Annotated in this window: 18 protein-coding genes; 6 read left to right on the plus strand and 12 right to left on the minus strand. The window is 34.7% G+C overall.

The window, feature by feature from the left end; genetic code table 11:
• Positions 1–8: 8 nt before the first annotated feature.
• The 12 genes from rplP to rpsL form a co-directional block, all read right to left on the minus strand.
• A complete protein-coding gene (rplP, locus tag LNP81_RS02175) occupies positions 9–434 on the minus strand; it encodes a 50S ribosomal protein L16 (protein ID WP_007803637.1) in 426 nt (141 codons plus the stop codon).
• A gap of 19 nt (positions 435–453) precedes the next feature.
• Complete coding sequence (gene rpsC / locus LNP81_RS02180; protein WP_007803635.1) at positions 454–1215, minus strand: 30S ribosomal protein S3; 762 nt, start codon at positions 1213–1215, stop codon at positions 454–456.
• Between the two features lie 5 nt (positions 1216–1220).
• Positions 1221–1634, minus strand: coding sequence for a 50S ribosomal protein L22 (gene rplV, locus LNP81_RS02185; RefSeq protein ID WP_230033109.1), 414 nt, complete (start codon positions 1632–1634; stop codon positions 1221–1223).
• A gap of 6 nt (positions 1635–1640) precedes the next feature.
• Positions 1641–1919: a 30S ribosomal protein S19 gene (rpsS, locus tag LNP81_RS02190; protein WP_012022488.1), complete on the minus strand. Its 279-nt coding sequence runs from the start codon at positions 1917–1919 to the stop codon at positions 1641–1643.
• Between the two features lie 6 nt (positions 1920–1925).
• Complete coding sequence (gene rplB, locus LNP81_RS02195) at positions 1926–2750, minus strand: 50S ribosomal protein L2 (RefSeq protein ID WP_007803623.1); 825 nt, start codon at positions 2748–2750, stop codon at positions 1926–1928.
• A 9-nt stretch (positions 2751–2759) separates the two neighbouring features.
• Complete coding sequence (gene rplW / locus LNP81_RS02200; RefSeq protein WP_017495018.1) at positions 2760–3050, minus strand: 50S ribosomal protein L23; 291 nt, start codon at positions 3048–3050, stop codon at positions 2760–2762.
• Positions 3051–3057: 7 nt separating this feature from the next.
• The gene (gene rplD / locus LNP81_RS02205; RefSeq protein ID WP_041516263.1) at positions 3058–3687 is read right to left on the minus strand and encodes a 50S ribosomal protein L4; all 630 of its coding nucleotides are present in this window, start codon (positions 3685–3687) and stop codon (positions 3058–3060) included.
• Positions 3687–4304, minus strand: a complete 618-nt coding sequence (rplC, locus tag LNP81_RS02210; RefSeq protein ID WP_007803612.1) for a 50S ribosomal protein L3 — start codon at positions 4302–4304, stop codon at positions 3687–3689. Before rplC ends, rplD begins: the two co-directional genes overlap by 1 nt.
• 403 nt (positions 4305–4707) lie before the next feature.
• Positions 4708–5013 (minus strand): 30S ribosomal protein S10, encoded by a 306-nt coding sequence (gene rpsJ / locus LNP81_RS02215; protein ID WP_007803605.1) that lies wholly within the window; start codon positions 5011–5013, stop codon positions 4708–4710.
• 11 nt (positions 5014–5024) lie between these two features.
• Positions 5025–7181 (minus strand): elongation factor G, encoded by a 2157-nt coding sequence (fusA, locus tag LNP81_RS02220; RefSeq protein ID WP_194617157.1) that lies wholly within the window; start codon positions 7179–7181, stop codon positions 5025–5027.
• A gap of 10 nt (positions 7182–7191) precedes the next feature.
• Positions 7192–7668, minus strand: a complete 477-nt coding sequence (rpsG, locus tag LNP81_RS02225; protein WP_007803600.1) for a 30S ribosomal protein S7 — start codon at positions 7666–7668, stop codon at positions 7192–7194.
• Between the two features lie 117 nt (positions 7669–7785).
• Positions 7786–8169: a 30S ribosomal protein S12 gene (gene rpsL, locus LNP81_RS02230; protein WP_007136570.1), complete on the minus strand. Its 384-nt coding sequence runs from the start codon at positions 8167–8169 to the stop codon at positions 7786–7788.
• 182 nt (positions 8170–8351) lie between these two features.
• Between rpsL and LNP81_RS02235 the strand changes: the two genes are divergently transcribed.
• The 6 genes from LNP81_RS02235 to LNP81_RS02260 all read left to right on the plus strand — a co-directional run bounded on the left by LNP81_RS02235 (position 8352) and on the right by LNP81_RS02260 (position 21420).
• Positions 8352–10052, plus strand: coding sequence for a ShlB/FhaC/HecB family hemolysin secretion/activation protein (locus LNP81_RS02235; RefSeq protein ID WP_230033111.1), 1701 nt, complete (start codon positions 8352–8354; stop codon positions 10050–10052).
• Between the two features lie 87 nt (positions 10053–10139).
• On the plus strand, positions 10140–13355 hold the full coding sequence (locus tag LNP81_RS02240) for a SusC/RagA family TonB-linked outer membrane protein (RefSeq protein WP_230033113.1): 3216 nt from the start codon (positions 10140–10142) through the stop codon (positions 13353–13355).
• A 10-nt stretch (positions 13356–13365) separates the two neighbouring features.
• The gene (locus LNP81_RS02245; protein ID WP_230033115.1) at positions 13366–14871 is read left to right on the plus strand and encodes a SusD/RagB family nutrient-binding outer membrane lipoprotein; all 1506 of its coding nucleotides are present in this window, start codon (positions 13366–13368) and stop codon (positions 14869–14871) included.
• Between the two features lie 759 nt (positions 14872–15630).
• Positions 15631–18795 (plus strand): SusC/RagA family TonB-linked outer membrane protein, encoded by a 3165-nt coding sequence (locus LNP81_RS02250; protein ID WP_230033117.1) that lies wholly within the window; start codon positions 15631–15633, stop codon positions 18793–18795.
• Positions 18796–18805: 10 nt separating this feature from the next.
• The gene (locus LNP81_RS02255; protein ID WP_230033118.1) at positions 18806–20515 is read left to right on the plus strand and encodes a SusD/RagB family nutrient-binding outer membrane lipoprotein; all 1710 of its coding nucleotides are present in this window, start codon (positions 18806–18808) and stop codon (positions 20513–20515) included.
• Between the two features lie 17 nt (positions 20516–20532).
• Complete coding sequence (locus LNP81_RS02260) at positions 20533–21420, plus strand: hypothetical protein (RefSeq protein ID WP_230033119.1); 888 nt, start codon at positions 20533–20535, stop codon at positions 21418–21420.
• The last annotated feature ends 671 nt before the right edge of the window (positions 21421–22091 follow it).

Raw genomic sequence — 22091 nt, forward strand, 5'->3', positions numbered from 1 at the left:
AAATTTAATTATGCTTCGAAATCTCTAGCAACGACGAATTTAGTTTTTACTGGAAGCTTTTGAGCTGCAAGACGTAAAGCCTCTTTTGCAACTGATAAAGGAACTCCTCCAACTTCAAACATAATTCTTCCGGGTTTAACAACGGCAGCCCAATATTCAACGGCACCTTTACCTTTACCCATACGTACCTCAAGAGGCTTCTTAGTAATTGGTTTGTCTGGAAATATTTTGATCCATAATTGTCCTTCTCTCTTCATGAAACGAGTTGCAGCGATACGCGCAGCTTCGATTTGACGAGAAGTTAAGAACATTCCATCTTCATGTACAGATTTAATACCAAACATTCCATTAGAAAGTTCATGCCCTCTTTGAGAGTTACCTTTCATTTTACCCTTTTGTACCTTACGGTATTTTGTTCTTTTAGGCTGTAACATTTTTCTTTAGTTTAAAAATTTACTTTCTTTTACGAGCGTCTGGTTTTCCACCTTTATTAAAGGGTTTTCTGTCTCCTCTTGGAGAATCACCACCTTTACCACCACCAGTTCCAGATTGTTTTTTATCCATTCCTGCAAGTGGAGAAAGATCTCTCTTTCCATAAACTTCACCTTTCATGATCCATACTTTGATACCCATTCTACCGTAAGTAGTGTGAGCTTCAGCCAAAGCATAGTCAATGTCAGCTCTGAAAGTTGATAGAGGAATTCTACCCTCTTTGAAACCTTCTGAACGCGCCATCTCTGCACCATTCAAACGACCAGAAATCAAAACTTTGATACCTTCAGCGTTCATACGCATAGAAGCAGCAATAGCCATTTTGATTGCACGTCTGTAAGAAATACGGCTTTCGATCTGACGAGCGATGCTTGTCGCCACAAGATAAGCATCTAATTCAGGTCTTTTGATTTCAAAGATGTTGATTTGAACCTCTTTGTCAGTAACTTTCTTAAGTTCTTCTTTCAACTTGTCTACCTCTTGTCCACCTTTTCCGATAATGATACCAGGTCTGGCAGTAGTGATAGTAACGGTTACAAGTTTTAAAGTTCTCTCGATAATTACTTTAGATACACTAGCTTTTGATAAACGAGCGTGGATATACTTTCTGATTTTGTGATCTTCGGCAAGTTTATCACCGTAATCATTTCCACCATACCAGTTTGAGTCCCACCCTCTGATGATACCAAGTCTATTTCCAATTGGATTTGTCTTTTGTCCCATGCTGCTTAAGAATTGCTTTGTGTGTTATTGATAGCTCCAAGCACGATTGTTACGTGATTAGAACGTTTTCTTATTCTGTGTGCACGACCTTGTGGAGCTGGACGAAGTCTTTTCAACATCATTCCACCATCTACTCTGATCTCCCTAACAAATAATCCAGCTTCTTCTAAATTACCTTCACTATTTTTTTGCTCCCAGTTGTTGATTGCAGATAATAATAGTTTCTCTAATTTTCTTGAAGCCTCTTTAGAACTAAATCTTAAGATGTTAAGTGCTCTTTCTACCTTCTGACCTCTTACCAAGTCCGCTACTAAGCGCATTTTTCTAGGTGAAGTAGGGCAGTTATTCAATTTTGCGAAAGCAATAGACTTATTAGCCTCTTTTCTCGCATCTGCTGTTTCTCTTTTACGAACTCCCATTGCTTCTTATTTTTTACCTTTATTTTTTGCTCCAGCATGACCTCTAAAAGATCTAGTTGGTGAAAATTCTCCTAATTTGTGACCTACCATGTTTTCTGTTACGTAAACTGGTACAAATTGACGACCGTTATGAACTGCGATTGTTTGTCCAACGAAATCCGGAGTAATCATAGAAGCTCTAGACCAAGTCTTCACTACACTATTTTTACCACTTTCTACGTTTTCCTGAACTTTCTTGTCTAACTTATAATGAACGAAAGGTCCTTTTTTTAATGAACGTGCCATATCTTATTATTTCTTTCTACGTTCTACGATATACTTGTTACTCGGGTTTTTCTTAGAACGAGTTCTATAACCTTTTGCTGGTATTCCATTTCTTGAACGTGGATGTCCACCAGAAGAACGTCCTTCTCCACCACCCATTGGGTGATCAACAGGGTTCATTGCAACAGGTCTTGTTCTAGGTCTTCTTCCTAACCATCTTGTTCTACCAGCTTTTCCTGACACAACTAATTGGTGGTCTGAATTAGAAACAGCTCCAATTGTAGCCGAACAAGTTAACAAGATCAATCTTGTTTCACCAGATGGCATTTTAATTGTAGCATATTTTCCATCTCTTGCCATTAATTGAGCAAATGTACCAGCTGAACGAGCGATTACCGCACCTTGACCTGGACGTAACTCAATACAAGAGATTACAGTTCCTAAAGGAATTCTGCTTAAAGGTAATGTATTACCAATTTCAGGTTGAGATTCTGGACCAGAAACTAATTTCTGACCAACTTTCAATCCGTTTTGAGCAATTACATAAGTTTTCTCTCCATCAGCATAAGCTAACAAAGCGATAAATGCAGTACGATTTGGATCATATTCAATTGATTTCACAGTAGCCGGAATTCCGTCTTTAGTTCTTTTGAAATCAATGATACGATATCTCTGCTTGTGACCACCACCCGTATAACGCATGGTCATCTTTCCTTGACTATTTCTACCTCCAGAGTTTTTTATCGGCGCTATCAAAGAGCGTTCCGGCTTATCAGTTGTAATGGCGTCATAACCATTCACAACTCTAAATCGCTGACCTGGGGTAATAGGTTTTAATTTTCTTACTGACATTTTTCTATCTTAGATATTGTTGTAAAAATCAATTGTTTCTCCTTCTTGTACTTGAACAATCGCTTTCTTAATTGCATTTGTCTTTCCACTGATCAAACCACTTTTAGTGTATTTCGTAGTTCTATCCGGTCTTACGTTCATCGTGTTAACTGAAACGATAGTTACTCCATAAGCAGCTTCAACAGCTTTCTTAATTTGAACTTTGTTTGCTTTTTTGTCAACAACGAATCCGAAGCGGTTTAAAACTTCACTTTCTTTGGTTACTTTTTCTGTTACTATAGGTCTAATTATGATGCTCATATTCCTATTATTTACTTAAATTTTCTTCAATTAACTCCAAAGAACCTTCTAAAAGCACTAAATTATTAGTGTTTAAAATAGCGTAAGTGCTTAATTCTGAGCTAGTTACGACATTTGAAGCCTTTAAATTGCGTGACGACAAATATACATTTTTATTTGACTCTCCCAACACAAATAGAGATTTTTTATTATCTAACCCTAAAGCTTTCAAAACGTTAATGAAATTTTTAGTGTTTGGAGTTTCAAAATTAAAGTCCTCAAGAACGATAATATTTGACTCTTTTGCTTTGATTGAGAAAGCTGATTTTCTAGCCAATCTTTTCAAGCTTTTATTCAATTTGAATGAATAACTTCTTGGTCTTGGTCCAAAAATTGTTCCACCACCTTTAAACAATGGATTCTTGATACTTCCCGCACGAGCTGTACCTGTTCCTTTTTGTTTTTTAATCTTACGTGTACTTCCAGTCACTTCAGCTCTTTCTTTAGCTTTGTGAGTTCCTTGTCTTTGATTAGCAAGATATTGCTTAACATCAAGGTATACAGCGTGATTGTTTGGTTCAATTGCGAATACTGAATCAGAAAGTTGAACTTTTCTTCCAGTATCTTTTCCGTTGAAATCTAATACTTTTACTTCCATTACTTCTGAATGATTACATAAGAGTTTTTATGTCCAGGAACACATCCTTTAATAACAAGTAGGTTCTTTTCAGCAACTACTTTTAAAACTCTAAGGTTTTGAACTTTTACATTGTCTCCTCCCATTCTTCCAGCCATACGCATTCCTTTGAATACTCTAGATGGATAAGAAGAAGCTCCCACAGAACCTGGCGCTCTTAAACGGTTGTGTTGACCGTGAGTTGCTTGTCCAACACCACCAAATCCGTGACGTTTAACAACCCCTTGAAAACCTTTACCTTTAGACACACCTTGTACATCTACAAATTCTCCTTCAGCAAAAATAGAAACATCAATAAGATCTCCTAATTTTTGTTCAGTTGCAAAATCTTGAAATTCAACGACTTTTTTCTTAGCAACAGTTCCAGCTTTTTTAAAGTGACCTAAAGCCGCTTTAGTGGAATGTTTCTCGTTTTTGTCATCGAAACCAAGTTGCAACGCTTCGTACCCGTCAACACCTTTGGTTCTGACTTGGGTAACAACACACGGCCCAGCCTCGATTACTGTACAAGGAATGTTTTTCCCGTTTTCGTCGAAAATACTAGTCATGCCGATTTTTTTACCAATTAACCCAGACATAAATATTAATTATTAATTACTAAAATTCCCTTCAATTTGAAAATAACAGAAATTTCCAAACAGGGAGTGCAAAAGTATACATTAAAATTGAATATACCAAACGGTTATAAAAATTAAATAGCTCATAATCAAAATCAAAGCACCAATCTCATCAACATTCACATTCCATTTCTTTAAAAAATTAATTTTCCTCATCTTAACCCGTGACGTCATCTTCCTTAACAATTACATAATCTTCAAAAGAAAAAACCTTCTTAACAGCCTAAACTAAAGACATTTCAACAAAAACGCAAATATTTTATCAAAATAAATATCTCAAAAATTCACTCATCAAAATTTTTACCAACAAAAAAAAAGCGAGACATTTCTGACTCGCTTTTTATATATAAAATATAATAAAAAATTATACTTTTATTTCCACTTCAACTCCACTTGGCAATTCAAGTTTCATTAATGCATCAATAGTTTTAGATGAAGATGAATAAATATCAATCAATCTCTTGTATGACATTACTTCAAATTGCTCTCTCGCTTTTTTGTTAACGTGCGGAGAACGTAACACAGTGAAAAGTTTTTTGTGAGTTGGTAACGGAATTGGACCTGTTACAACTGCTCCAGTAGTTTTTACTGTTTTTACGATCTTTTCAGCAGATTTATCTACCAACATGTGATCGTAAGATTTTAGTTTTATTCTGATTTTTTGACTCATTTTCTTAAGAATTAAGCGTTACCTTTTGCTTTTTTAATTACAGCTTCTGAAATATTAGAAGGTGTTTCTGCATAGTGAGAAAACTCCATTGTTGAAGTTGCTCTACCAGAAGATAATGTTCTTAATGTTGTTACATATCCAAACATCTCTGATAAAGGCACATCAGCTTTAATAGTTTTTGCACCGTTTCTGTCACCCATGTCATTAACCTGACCTCTACGACGGTTGATATCACCTACGATATCTCCCATGTTTTCTTCAGGAGTAATAACTTCCATTTTCATGATTGGTTCCAAAATAATCGCACCAGCAGCTTTAGCTACTTCTCTATAACCCATTCTAGCAGCTAACTCAAAAGAAAGCGCATCAGAATCGACAGGGTGGAAAGATCCGTCCGTCAAAGTTACTTTTAAACTATCCACTTGATAACCTGCCAATGGACCTGTTTTCATAGCTTCACGGAAACCTTTTTCTACAGAAGGGATATATTCTTTAGGAACATTACCACCTTTTACTGCATTGATAAACTGTAATCCCACAGGAACTTTACCGTCAACTTCGTCAGCTGGCTCAAGTGTAAATACGATATCACCGAATTTACCACGACCTCCTGATTGCTTCTTGTAAGTTTCTCTATGTGTAGCAGTTCTTGTAAACGCTTCTTTATATTCAACTTGAGGCTCACCTTGGTTCACTTCAACTTTAAATTCACGTTTCATACGATCTACTAAGATATCCAAGTGAAGCTCACCCATACCAGAGATAATAGTTTGCCCTGAAGCCTCATCTGTTCTAACAGTAAATGTTGGATCTTCTTCGGCTAATTTAGCCAAAGCCATACCCATTTTATCAACGTCAGCTTTAGTTTTAGGCTCAATTGCAATACCAATTACCGGCGCAGGGAATTTCATAGACTCAAGAATAATTGGGTGTTTTTCATCACACAATGTATCTCCAGTTTTGATATCTTTAAATCCAACAGCAGCTCCAATATCTCCAGCCTCAATAAACTCGATTGGATTTTGTTTGTTAGCATGCATTTGGTAGATACGAGAAATTCTTTCTTTGTTTCCTGAACGAGTGTTCAAAACATAAGAACCAGCATCTAAACGTCCAGAGTAAGCACGGAAGAAAGCTAAACGACCTACGAATGGGTCAGTAGCAATTTTAAATGCTAAAGCAGCGAATGGCTCTTTTACATCTGGCTTACGCAAGATTTTAGTCTGATCTTCTTCTAACAATTCAGCATCATCAGGATGAATCCCTTCGATACCTTCTTTATCCATTGGAGAAGGCAAATATTTACAAACTGCATCTAACATGAATTGAACTCCTTTGTTTTTGAAAGAAGAACCAGCAATCATCGGAATGATAGCCATATCCATAGTAGCAGCTCTTAAAGCTTTGTTGATTTCTTCCTCTGTAATAGAGTTTTCATCTTCCATGAATTTCTCTAAAAGATTTTCATCGTAATCAGCAACTGCCTCAATAAGAATAGATCTATATTCTTTAACCTCTGCAACCATATCAGCAGGAATTTCAACAATATCAAAAGTTGCCCCTTGAGTTGCATCATGCCAAATGATCGCTTGATTTTTTACTAAATCTACAACACCTTTGAAATCATTCTCCTCACCAATTGGCAAAGTGATCGCAACAGCATTTGATTTCAACATATCACGAACTTGTTGACAAACTGCCAAAAAGTTAGATCCTTGACGGTCCATTTTATTAACGAATCCCATACGTGGAACTCTATATTGATCAGCAAGTCTCCAGTTAGTTTCTGATTGAGGCTCAACACCATCAACAGCACTAAACAAAAAAACCAATCCATCAAGTACACGCAAAGAACGGTTTACTTCTACAGTAAAGTCAACGTGCCCAGGAGTATCAATAATATTAAAGTGGTAAGGCAAAGATTCAGGCAAAAGTTTACCTTGCTCAGTAGGAAAATTCCACTCACAAGTTGTTGCAGCTGAAGTAATTGTAATACCTCTTTCTTGCTCTTGAGCCATCCAGTCCATTGTTGCAGCACCATCGTGTACTTCACCAATTTTGTGTGACTTTCCAGTATAAAAAAGGATACGCTCAGTTGTTGTTGTTTTACCAGCATCAATGTGAGCAGCAATTCCGATATTTCTTGTATATTTTAAATCTCTAGCCATTTCTTACGAATTAAAATCTAAAGTGAGAGAAAGCTTTATTAGCTTCTGCCATCTTGTGAGTATCCATTCTTTTCTTAACCGCAGCACCTTCTTCTTTAGCAGCAGCTAAACATTCTGACGCTAAACGTTGTGCCATAGATTTTTCATTTCTTCTTCTAGAATAAAGTATTAACCACTTCATTGCCATAGAAATTTTTCTGTCTGGTCTAATTTGCATTGGAATTTGAAATGTAGCTCCACCTACTCTACGACTACGTACTTCTACGTGAGGCATAACGTTTGTTAAAGCATCTTTCCAAATTTCTAATGAAGATTTCTCTGAATCCTGCTTTTTAGACTCAATGATGTCAATTGCATCATAAAATACTTTGAAAGCTGTAGATTTCTTACCATCCCACATTAAGTTGTTTACAAAACGTGTTACCAATTGGTCGTTAAACCTTGGATCTGGTAAAAGTGGTCTTTTCTTTGCCGCTCTTTTTCTCATGTCTTTTTTTTAATAAAAAGTTATAGGTTATCCGTTAAATGTTATGTGTTACAGATTTTCACCTAAGTTCCAACCCCCAACGCTTAACTCCTAACCTCCAACTCTTAACGTTTTAAATTACTTTTTTGCTTCTTTTGGGCGTTTAGCACCGTACTTAGATCTTCTTTGCGTTCTTCCTGCAACTCCTGACGTGTCAAGCGCTCCACGAACGATATGATATCTAACACCTGGTAAATCTTTTACCCTTCCACCTCTAACTAATACTATCGAGTGCTCTTGTAAATTGTGTCCTTCTCCAGGGATGTAAGCATTCACCTCATTACCATTTGTCAAACGTACACGCGCAACTTTACGCATTGCAGAGTTTGGTTTTTTTGGTGTAGTAGTGTAAACACGCGTACAAACCCCTCTTCTTTGAGGACAAGAATCTAAAGCAACCGATTTACTCTTCTTAGTTATCTGAGTTCTTCCTGTTCTTACTAATTGTTGAATTGTTGGCATAATTAATACTAAAAATTTATTATGTATATTAAATTCCCGCTTTTTACGGGGTTGCAAATGTATAAAATATTTTTCAGTATACAAACGTTAATTCATTAATTTTCAATAACATTATTTAAGCTTAAACTTTTACAAACAAATAATAGATATTTGCAATACTTTTAAAAACCAAACAATTAGATTTGAAACATCTCTTATACATAATTACTTTCCTACTCAGCACATTGAGCTATAGCCAAAATTTTTATTTAAAAATAACAGGCTCAAGCAAAATCGAAAATCAAATAATTGACTCTATTAATTACACTATAAAACACCCTAATATTAAATCATTAAATAAGGAAACAACAATCATGTCTGAAAAACTAAACAAAATTGGCTATTTAGACAATCAAACACAGCAGCTCCAACAAATAAATGATAGCACTTATTCCTCAATAATTCAATTAAAAAAAAGAATTAAAGAGATACATATATATATAGGTACAAATAATCTTTTTTTTGAATCAATAAATACTGAAAAAGACACTATAACTATACCATACTATGAAGTAGAAAATTTTCTAAACCAAAAAATAATTGACGCAGAAAAAAAAGGTTTTGCACTAAGCAAAATAAAACTTGAAAACATCAAGAGAAAGAATTTAATAATTTACGCTGATTTAAATTTTAAATCCGAAAAAAAACGCATTGTAAATTCAATTATTCTAACCCAGATTAATTTGGAAGAGAAAATTTTTTTCCCTAAAGGACACTTAAAACAATTAAACAAAAAATACATCAATAAAACTTTTAACCAAGAGACTGTAAAAGAATTACATGATGACATAAATAATTTCGAATTTGTAACTCAAAGCAAATATCCTCAAATTTTATTCACAAAGGACTCAACCAAAATTTATACCTACATAGAAAAAAGAAAAGCAAATACTTTTGATGGCTATATTGGATTTTCTAACGACGAAAATAAAAAAACAACCATCAATGGCTACCTTGACATAGCACTTATAAACACACTACATGCCGGCGAGCAATTTTCATTGTACTGGAAAAGCGATGGAAATCAACAAAAGACTTTTAACACCAAATTAGAAATTCCCTATATATTTCAGTCACGGCTAGGAATAAAAGCACAATTAAACATTTTTAAACAAGATAGCACTTTTCAAAACACAAAAACGGCAATTGATTTGGGATATTACATTAATTATAATTCAAAAATATATCTGGGATACCAATCTACTGAATCAAGCGATATCCAAAACACAAACAACTCTACCATTAGCGACTACAAAAACTCTTATATAACATCAACTTTAGAATATAAAAAAACGGACTACATCAATAACCTATTCCCAAAAAAAGCATCACTTAACTTCATGATTGGTTACGGAAAAAGAGACACCAATAACAATCCCGAAACAGCTGAACCAAGCAAGCAATTTTCAACAACCTTCAACCTCTCGTATAATTTCGAACTAAACAAAAAGAACTTTATCTATCTTAACTCGCAAAATCTATATCTAAAAAGCAAAAACTACATTACAAACGAATTATTTCGATTTGGCGGAATAAACTCCATAAGAGGTTTTTCTGAAAATAGCCTTCAAGGTAATTTCGCAGCAATGCTTCTAACAGAATACAGATATGTTGTATCAAACAATTTATACATAAACTCAATTTTGGATTACGCCCTTTACCAAGATTTAACAAATAGTCAAAATCCGGATAAAATAAAAAATTTAACAGGAATTGGAATCGGAACAAATATCCAAACCACAAACGGATTATTACGGATTAATCTCACTAATGGCGGGGCACGACTTCAGGAAATTCAATTATTTAACACTATTGTCAATATATGTTATAATGTTAAATTTTAACCATTATTAGAAAATCATTAACACAACGTTAGGATTATTAACTAATTATTATGAATATTGTAACACTAATTCAAAATAATTGAGAAAATGAAACCAAAGTTCAATGGATTTTTAGCACTCCTACTAGTGCTAATCGCGCAATTAACCTTTGCGCAAGAAAGAGCTGTCTCGGGCAAAGTTACCGATGATGCAGGAATGCCATTACCAGGCGTAAGTGTATTAGTTAAGGGAACAAAAACCGGCACGCAAACTGATTTTGATGGTAAGTACTCTATCAAAGCAACAACAACTCAAGTTTTAGTATTTAGCTACATTGGGATGAAAACGCAGGAAATAGCAGCGAGTTCATCACAAGTAAACACTAAGCTAACCGGAGATGCTCAACAACTTGAAGGAGTTGTAGTAACAACGGCTATGGGTATTAAAAGAGAAAAAAAATCTCTGGGATATGCCTCACAACAAATTTCGGGCGCTGATGTTAACGGCGGAGCAGGGAGCACAAACGTTGCTAACCTTTTATCCGGTAAAGCAGCTGGTGTAGAAGTTCAAAGAAATAACAACTTTGGAGGATCTACAAACGTTGTAATTAGAGGAAACAAATCTCTTACAGGAAACAACCAAGCACTTTGGGTTATTGACGGTGTACCAATTGACAACTCTAACTCAAATACTTCTTCTCAGCAAATTGGTGGCGGAGGTTACGATTATGGCAACAACGCATCAGACATCAACCAGGAAGACATCGAAAGCATTAACATTCTTAAAGGAGCCGCAGCAACAGCACTTTATGGATCAAGAGCAGCAAATGGTGTTGTAATGGTAACAACTAAAAAAGGAAAGACAAATGACAACAAAATCGGCTTTACTTTCTCGAGCGGATTCACAAATGGAAGGATTGACAAATCAACTTTTCCAAAATACCAAGACAGATATGGATCAGGATATGGTTTTGATTCGTCATTTTTAGGAACCGGAACCCCAGATACGGTAGACACATCGAATGACGCATCTGATGGAGACGCATTCAACAATCAACTAGTATATCAATGGGATGCTTTTACACCGTTTTCACCAAATTACGGAAAAGCAACTCCATGGGCAGCTGCAAAAAATGGTCCTGTGACTTTCTTTAAAGACGCTCAAACTTTCGTCAACAGCATCTCTCTTGAAAAAGCTACAGAAAGATCAAGTTTGTCTATGAGCTATGTTAACACAAACCAAACAGGTATTTTACCAAATAGTGAATTGAAAAAAAATCAAATAAGCGCAAGATTCAGTCAAAAAGTTACTGATAAACTTACCGCTAATGCTTATGCTTCGGTTACACTACAAAGTACAATAGGTAGAAACTCTACTGGTTATAATGACAACATTATGGGTAACTTCAGACAATGGTGGCAAACCAACACTGATGTTCAAGCTCAAAAAGATGTTTACTTTGCATCAGGAGGACAAAATGTAACCTGGAACTGGAAAGACCCAACAGAACCATCTGGTTTAGTACCGGCTTACTGGGACAACCCTTACTTTACACGTTATCAGAATTACTCATCTGATGACAGAACTCGTTTATTTAGCTACGCATCCTTAAACTACGAAATCACTCCATGGTTAAGCGCATTAGGAAGAGCTTCCTTAGACACGTACAAACAACTTCAGGAAGAAAGAAGAGCAATTGGTTCTATTGCTTCAGGATTTGGTCTTTCTCCGGTTGATGAATCATCAGGATACCAAAGAAACGACATTAGCTTTCAAGAAATCAATTACGATTTTATGTTAAACTTCAATAAAAAATTCGGAGATAACATTAGTGTAAACGGAGTTCTTGGAACAAACATAAGAAGAAACGACAGAGAAAACGTACTATCTTCAACAGTTGGCGGATTAGTAGTACCCGGAATCTATGCTTTATCTAACTCAAAACTAGACTTACCATTTCCAAAAGAAGCTAAAATTTCTTCAGGCGTTAACGGTATCTATGCTCAGGGATCTATTGGGTATCTGGACACTTATTTTATAGACGCTTCTATCAGAAGAGACGTTTCATCTACATTACCAGACGACAATAACTCATACGTTTATCCAGCAATTTCAGGGTCTTTTTTATTCTCAAACGTAGTAAAAGCAAACTGGTTAAATCTAGGAAAATTCAGAATTAACTATGCTGAAGTTGGTAACGATGCAGATGCATTACAACTAAACAATACCTATACCAGAGTTTCTAATTTTCAAGGACAACCCCTTTATACAAATTCATTATTACTTCCATTCCGTAGTATCAACAAAAATCCGGAACTTAAACCAGAAAGAACAAAATCATTTGAAGTTGGTTTGGAAGCAAGTATGCTAGACAGACGCTTAGGATTTGATATTACTTACTACAAAACAAACTCTGTCGATCAAATTGTATCTGCAGCAGTATCTTCTGCTTCAGGCTACACTGCAGGACTTGTTAACGGTGGAGATATCGAAAACAAAGGTCTAGAAATTCAATTAAATGGTACTCCAATCAAAACAAAAGATTTTACCTGGGAAATTATCATCAACTGGTCAAATAACAGAAGTAAGGTTATCGCATTACCAAACGGACTAGACAATCTTCAATTAGGAGCTTTTCAAGGTGGTGTTACTGTTAATGCTGCTCCGGGAGAAGCCTATGGAGCCCTAAAAGGAACGGATTACGTTTACACTAACGGACAACCAACTATAGATCAAGCAACAGGGAAATATATGATTACTACATCTTCAAGCAACACAATCGGAAATATTACTCCAGATTGGATTGGGGGTATTAGAAATAAATTCACCTACAAAAATTTAACTTTCGGGTTTTTAATTGATACTCAAAAAGGTGGAGATATTTTCTCTTTAGATATGTATTACGGTCTTGCTTCTGGATTATATAAAGAAACCGCCGTAGGAGACATCAGAGAAAATGGAGTTATACAACTAGGCGTAGCACCAGACGGATCAGTTAATACCGTAAGAACAGAAGGCGGAACAATTGAAAACAGCATGGGTTATGGAGCCGCTCCAAACAAAGCATTCATTTACGACGCTTCATTCGTAAAATTAAGAGAAGTATCAATTACCTACAACTTCCCTAAAAACATGTTCGAAAACACATTTTTAAGCTCTGCATCAGCAAGTCTTGTAGGATCGAATCTATGGATAATCAGTAAAAATCTACCATACGCAGATCCAGAAAGCGGATTGTCTTCAGGAAATAGCTCAAGAGGCTATTCAGTTGGATCGCTTCCAACAACCAGAGATATTGGATTTAACTTAACATTCAAATTTTAATACAAAAAAAATGAAAAAATTAATATATGCTTTAGGAATTATGATCCTCACAGTCTCATGTGATGATAATAGCCTAACAGACTTAAATGTAGATGTCAAAAACCCTTCTGTTGTTCCTGCTAGTACTTTATTTACAAATGCAGAAAAAGGCCTTACTGAACAAATTGTTAACACTAACGTAAATAAAAACATTTTTAGATTAGTAAACCAACAATGGACAGAAACCACTTACTTGGATGAATCTACGTACAACTGGGTAACACGTAAAATTTCTGACAATCACTGGGACAGATTATACGCAGGAACATTAGCTGAATTATCACAAGCAAAAGGTTTTATAGAAAAAGAAGTAATATCACCTACAGATCCTGAACTTGCTGAAAAAACCGTAATAAAGAAAAACCAATTGATTCTAATCGACATCTTAATGGTTTACACTTACCAGGTACTAGTAGATACTTATGGAGATGTTCCTTATACAGAATCTTTAAAAGCGGCAGCTAATTATCTACCTAAGTACGACAAAGCAATTGATATTTATAAAGATCTAATTACTCGTCTTAACAATGACATTGCAAACATCGACACTTCATCACCTGCATTTGGTGATGCTGAAGTTATTTACAAAGATGACTTAGACGCCTGGGTAAAATTTGCCAATAGTATTAAACTAAAATTAGGAGTAAACCTAAAAGCATCAGGACTAGAAGACGCTATTGCCGACTCTACAATTATATCAGGTGCAGCAGGCGGATTTACATCAAATGCTGACAATGCAAAATTACCTTATATGCTAGACCTTCCCAACACTAATCCGCTTTACGTAGATATGGTATTTTCTGGAAGAAATGACTTTGTTGTCGCAAAACCATTCGTTGACGCATTAGTAACACTTAACGACCCAAGAAAAACTCCCTATTTCAAACCAACTTACAAAGTACAAGATCCCGTTACAAAAGAATTGGTAACAGTTACAGGTTATAACGGAGGAATCGTTGGAGAAAAAAACGCCCAAGCACGATTTACACATGTTAGCGATAAAATTAAAGCTCCTGATTTCAGCGGTACTTTATTAGATTATGCCGAAGTAGAGTTTTTATTAGCCGAAGCTTCTGGAAGAGGAGTCGCAGTAGGAGGATCTATCGCTTCACATTATGAAGCTGCAATTAGAGCTTCTATGCAAGATTGGGGTGTTTCTTCAGCAGATGCAGACGCTTACTTAAACCAACCTTCTGTCGCTTATGCTACAGCAACAGGAACATGGCAACAAAGAGTTGGAGAACAAGCATGGTATGCTTTATTCAATAGAGGTTTTGAAGGATGGACTTCTACAAGAAGACTAAATTTCCCGGTTTTAGCACTAGCTGCAAATGCAGACGCAGCCGCCGAAGGTCAGGTACCTTCCAGAATGGCATATCCTATTAGAGAGCAAACATTAAATGCTACAAATTACAATGCCGCATCAACTTCAATTGGAGGTGATAAATTAAGCACAAAAATTTTCTGGGATAAGTAAAATAGTAATTCAAACTTTTTTAACTGAAAAACCACCCTTTTTGAAGGGTGGTTTTTTTTGCGCAAAAGTTATATAAAGAAAAACAACCTCTTGTTTTGATAACAAAAAAATAAATCTTAACAAAACAAATCCTCACAAGAACATTATAAACCGAAAACTTACCGAAGATTTAAACAACAATACCCACAACACAAACTTCCTACATCTCAAAAGCCCTTTCTTTTTTTTAACTAATTTAAGAATTAAGTATTCCAAATAAATCCTTCCCCACAATCTCTTCAATTCTATTTTTTTCAATACCCACTACACTAATCCTAACAAATACCAAGAATCATTTTAATATTCAAACAATTTTCAGACCAATTACATAAAAATAAACACAGAATTATAAAAAAAATACACAAAAAAGGGTATTTAAAAGCAAATTTTAACACTGTTTTAAACATTTTAAAAACAATGATTTAACTGATTAAAACTTAAAAACAAATTCTCCAAAAATAATGATAATTCATAATATAGACTATTTAAAAACTATCCAAATTACACGATTATCATAATTATAACATAAAAACTACAAAATATTAAAAAATATATAAAATAGAGTAAAAACACAAATTAAGAGAATTAAGCAACATATTTAACAATAAACATGAAATATCCAGCACAAAAAACATAATTTAACTAAAAAAAAGAGTCTACTTATTAGGTATATTAACAATTTATTAAGATTTTTGTCGAACTAATTCAAAATTTTTAAAAATGAAACTAAAGTTCAATGGATTCTTAGTACTATTATTAGTACTAGTTGCGCAACTAACCTTTGCGCAAGAAAGAGTTGTTTCAGGAACAGTTTCCGACAATAGCGGAATGCCTCTACCGGGTGTTAGCATATTAGTCAAAGGAACTAAAACTGCAACTCAAACTGATTTTGATGGGAAATTTTCCATCAAAGCATCTTCAACACAAGTTTTAGTATTTAGCTACATTGGGATGAAAACCCAAGAAATACAGGCTAGTGCAGCAAAAGTAAATGTAAAACTATTAGATTCAGGCGCACAAGAACTGGATGCTGTTGTTGTAACTACTGCATTTGGAATTAAAAGAAATCCTAAAAAATTGGGATATTCTGTAAGCACCGTAAAAGCAGAAGAAATCACTCAAAATTCTGAGCCAGATTTATCAAGAGCCCTAGCCGGTAAAGTTGCCGGGGTAAACATTAACACATCAACAGGTGTGGCAGGAGCTGCCAATCAAATTACAATTAGAGGTGTAAATTCCTTAACAGGAGAAACAGATCCTTTAATTATTGTTGACGGTATCGCATACAGCAATGTATCGGTAACTAGTACAAGCCAAATTACTGGTGGTGGTGGTTACGAATCAGCATTATCTTCATTAGATCCAAATGATATTGCCAACATCAGCGTACTTAAAAGTACTGCTGCTGCTGCACTTTACGGATCCAGAGCAATGAATGGTGTTATCGTAGTAACTACAAAATCAGGATCTTCAAAAACAACAAGAGCAGAAAAACTAAGTGTAAATGTTGGAATAGGAACCTATTTTGAAACCATTGCTAATTTACCAGATTACCAAAACTCTTACGGAGCGGGATCAAACTTTCAATACTCAAATGCTAATGGTTCTTGGGGACCACGCTTTGGTACTTTAGAAACAATTCCAACTTGGCCAACACTTTTAGCCGCCTTCCCTGATCAATTTGGCGCCACTGTTCCTTATGTTGCAAAGCCAAACAATGTAAAAGACCTTTTTAGAACAGGAACAGTATTAGACAAAACTATTGGTTTTAATTATGCAGGACCAGATGGTACTTTTAATGCTACCGTTTCCGATTTACGTCAAGACGGTTACATTCCTTATAATACATACGACAGAACATCGATGTCTGCCGGAGGAAACTTTAAATTAAGTAAAAAATTCACAGTAGGGGCGAATTTAGCTTACTCAAAAACAAAGCAAGTTGGAGCATTTTTTGGAGAAAATCAATTCGACGGGGCTTCTTCTTCATTTGCCAGAACTTTATTTCTAGCAAGAAACTGGGATTTAAATTTACCATATGTAAATCCTGTTACGGGTGCTTCAGTTACTCCAAACGGAACACAGTTCGACCACCCGCTTTGGTCTTGGGAACATGACCAAATTATCACCAATACAGAAAGAATTGTTACTGGTATTAATTTAAATTACGCTTTTGACGATCACATTTCAGCATCTTACAGAGCAGGTCTAAATAAATATTCATTAGATAGAATTCAAATTCGTGATCTTGGCTCAAGAGCTAATAATGGCTTAGGAGATCTACTAAGCGATAACTATACAAACCAAGATATAGAATCTACTTTTTTATTGAACTTTAACTATAATTTAAATGACAATTTTAATGTACTTGCTATCTTAGGTAATAACGTTTTACAGAATGAATACACAAGAATTCAAAACGAAGGAAAAGAATTTATCGTACCTGATATTTTCACTTTTCACAACGTTAAAAACATCTCTAATATAACAGATGAAAGAGCAATAAAAAGAAACGTAGGTGTTTTTGCCGATGTAACTTTATCATACAGAGACTATTTATTTTTAAATGCCACAGCTAGAAACGACTGGAGTTCTTCTTTACCTAAAGCAAACAACTCATACTTCTATCCATCTGTGAGTGCTTCTGCAGTCATAACAGAAGCTTTCAATATTAAAAATGATGTATTAACATTCGCAAAACTAAGAGCCAGTTTCGCAAAAGTAGGTAGAGATGTACCAGCAGAATTTCTAAAAATATCTTACTCCCAAGAACAAGCCTACAATGGTAACCCACAAATAGGAAACAATACTTTCTTAGGAGATCAAAATGTAAAACCAGAATTCTCTGAAGAATTTGAAGTAGGTACAGATTTAGAATTCTTCAACAAACGCATAATTGTAGACTTAAGTTTATACAACAAAAAAACTAAGGATTTAATTACACCTGCAAACACGCCTGCTTCATCAGGTTTTACAGAATTTAACACAAATGCAGGTTCAATCAGAAATAAAGGTATAGAGCTTGGACTAACATTAGTTCCAGTAAAAACTAATAATTTCAAATGGACTTTACTAACCCAGTTTACAAAGAATGACAATGAGGTACTAAGTTTGAATGCCGGTCAGGAAAGACTTCAATTAGATCCTAACTCAATTGCCTATGCTATTCCCGGACAACCTTTTGGTGTATTTTACGGAACAAGGTTTGCTCGAGATGCTAATGGAAACTACTTAATAAATAAATCAAACGGAGCTGTGATTATAGACCCTTCACCAGGTATAATTGGGGATCCTAATGCAAAATTCAAATTAAGTTTCGCAAATACATTTATCTATAAAGCATGGAGTCTAAGAACTCAATTTGACTGGAAGCAAGGTGGAGATATTTCATCTTCTACAATTCAACAATTATTAGGTAGAGGAGTTACTAAAGACACTGAAGACAGAGAGAAAACTTATATTATTCCAGGATACTACGGAAACAACGCAGACGGAACACCAATTTTAGATGCAAATGGAAACCAAATCCCAAATACTACTCAAATCTCGATGTTTGAAATGTATTTTTCACCATCTGGAGCAGGAAGTACTTTTGCAATAAATGGAGTCAATGAAGCTTCAGTTTACGACGGTACAACTTTTAGATTAAGAGAGGTAAATTTAACATACGATGTTCCTTCTAAAATTTTAGAAAAAACACCATTTGGAAAAATTAGCTTTAGTCTTTTAGGAAGCAACCTATGGTATTATGCACCTAACGTTCCTAAATACACCAACTTTGATCCTGAAACAACAAGTTACGGAAAATCTACATTGCAAGGTATCGAAACATCTGCTGCACCAACTGCAAAAAGATGGGGATTCAAGATCAATTTAACATTTTAATACAACAGACATGAAATTATATAACACCATAAAAAACAATAAAACCGCATTAGTTTTATTATCCTTAACTACCATTTTTAGTAGTTGCAGCGATTATCTGGATGTCGACAAAGATACTGATGACCCTACTACCGCCCCCTTAAACTATTTATTAACCAATATTGAAACCAGTATTTCAGAAATTGGCGACTTTAACAATAGTCCAGGCAGTATATACGCTACCTACACTCACCAAATGACTTCACGAGAAGAGCAAGATCAATATGGCGTAAAAGTTGATAACATCCCACTAAACAACGATTGGACTTCTATTTATTTAGGTTTAACGAATATAGAAACTTTAATTAAACAAGCACTCGAAAGTGGCGATTTAGCTTACGCAGGGATTGGACAATTACAAAAAGCCTATATAATGGCCTATGCTGTTGATATGTGGGGAGATGTACCGTATACAGAAGCAACACAATTACCAACAGGTATAATTGCACCAAAATTCGACAATCAAAAAGCTATTTACGCTAGTGTTTTTGAATTGATTGATAAAGCAAAAGTGAATCTAAAACTTAATACCGGAACACAAAAACCAGGAGCAGATGACCTAATTTACAAAGGCAACATCGGCAAATGGATTCGATTTGCCAATACATTAAAGCTAAAACTTTACAATCAAACCAGACTTATCTCAGATTTTGACCAAACGGGTTTTAATGCATTAATCAATGAAAACAATTTCTTCATATCAAATGCAGATGATTTTCAAGTCGAAAGATTTAACAATATCTCCCCTACAAATGAGAGAAACAGATTATTTATAGAATCTTATGAAAGTACTCAATTTGGAACCTACCAAAGCCCATGGATGTACGAAATCCTAAAAGGAGTAAATCCTCTTATTCATAACGGAAATCCAGACCCTAGAATGAAGTTTTACTATTTCAATCAATTAAAAGCTGGCCAATTTCCAAAAGACGGGAATACAACAACAGGAAACCCACTTGCAGATTATTGGGACAAATCAACTGGATTCTTCAGTATCAGATTCGGAAGTACTGGCCCAGACAGAGACAAAAGTACAGAAACATCATACACATATCCTGGGATTTTTCCATCAGGAGGACGTTATGATGATGGACAAGGAGCAGATTTATCTACTTTAACCTTAGCATCAGGTACAGGTATTTCACCTAAACGTATATTAACCTATGATGAATTTTTATACATTCAGGCAGAATTAATTCAAGTAGGCAAATTAACAGGAAGTGCTGCTACAAAACTTGACGCTGCTGTAAGAGCTAGCTTTGCAAAAGTTGATCAAGTGGTTGCAAACAACAAATCACAACAAACAGGAATTCCAGTACTAACTGGTTCACCTGCTGTAAATAATTTTATGGCAAAATTATTAACTGAATTCAACAGTGCTACTCCAGACAAAAAATTAGAAATTATCATGACCCAAAAATGGGTAGGTACTTTTGGAGACCCAACAGATCAGTACACTGACTACAGAAGAACAGGATACCCTGTACTAGCAGATCCAAATAGCACTACTAAAGAATATCAATTAAATAATGGCGATGCCTTTCCTTTAAACGATTCTCAAACAGTACTAACGAATCCTTTTCAAATATCAATGTTCTGGCCACAAAACGAATTGAATGCTAATAAAAATGCGCCAGCACAAAAAAACCCAGCCACTTATAAAATCTTTTGGGATAATTAATAATTAAAACTGATAAAATGAAAAACATAAAAATATTATTCACTTCATTGCTATTTATACTAATAGCAGTATCTTGTGATAACGATGGAGGATCTTCAGTTATTGATGTAATTGAAGGAGCCACCCCAGATTTACGAAAAGAACCTACAACAGATCAAGGAATAAATATTATTGCACTTCAAAATAATGAAGACATAAATTTAGGTCTAAATCTAAAAGTAGCAACAGGTCAGGTTGCATCAATGAACGTGGTAGGTTACTTTACCCACAGTGGCGCAGTAACAAAAGCTGTACTACAATCAAATGTTTCTTCTTTCCCTGCAAAATTAAGCTACAAAACAGCTGATTTAGTTAAAGCTTTTCCAACTTTTAAAAGTTTTGGACTTAATGATAAACTAATCATTAGTGCCGATCTAACACTAACAAATGGCACAGTCATTAAAACATTCAATGATGACGGAACACCAAATTACGGTGCTGATATCGCAAATTCAACGTTATGGAAAGTTTCACAAACCTACACAGCTCTTTGCCCTCTAGACGACGCGTCTCTATTTAATGGCAATTACGAAATTACTGCTGATGACTGGAGTGACTACAAAGCAGGAACTATAATCCCTGTAGTGTATAACGGAACAGACGGAACATACACTTTTAGAATTTTAGAAACCAAAAATCCCGCTTTAGTTAATCCTTCGACTGCATATCTATTAGTTACTATAAATCCAGCCACTAATACTGTTACAGTAAAATCAAATATAGATTTCGATTATGGAGGAGGTGATACAACACCTGTAACTGGAACAGGAACTGTAGGGTCTTGTACCGGAGACATTAACCTAAAATTAAACTTCCCAGGTTTTAACCAATCAGGTTTTAATTTCAACTTAGTTAAATCTAATTAAGCAAAAAAAGACTTAAAAGTTAATATTTACTAAACCATTCCATTTATTTGGGATGGTTTTTTTTTATCGCATAAATATTGCGAACCAAAAAATCACATTTAAACCTTCCAAAAACTACAATTACTTTAACGGATTATTTTCATAAAATAAAATATAAGAAAACACCAACAAAGTGAATCAGTTATAAACACAACAACGACCAACTTAAAATCTATGGTTTAAAAACAGAAGAAGGAATTAAGAATTCAATTTTAATGGACGATAAATACAAGGAAATTTAACACTACTTATCATTAAAAAATGAAATCAAAAAACAAAAAAAATAAGCATTCAATCTTATTTGTTTTTTATTTCCAACAATGAATATCCACAACCCCCATCTTCCTAACTAATAATTATTTTTGTTAAAATTAACACTAAATTGCTAATTTTTTATTAATTAACAATTAATATCAAAATTGTTATATTTTATCAAAACAACATGTTATTACCAAAAAACAACACCTTACTAAACAAATAAAAAACCATATTCAAAAAAGAGATTAAAATACTCATATTCAAAAACTTAAATACTAAAAAAAAACTTGCAAAAAATCAAAAAAAAGGCCAGAAAAACTAATAAATCTATAGAAATCACCAACTAACATTACAATGAGAATAATGTTAAAGTT

The organism is Flavobacterium piscisymbiosum (genome assembly GCF_020905295.1).
Taxonomy (GTDB): domain Bacteria; phylum Bacteroidota; class Bacteroidia; order Flavobacteriales; family Flavobacteriaceae; genus Flavobacterium; species Flavobacterium piscisymbiosum.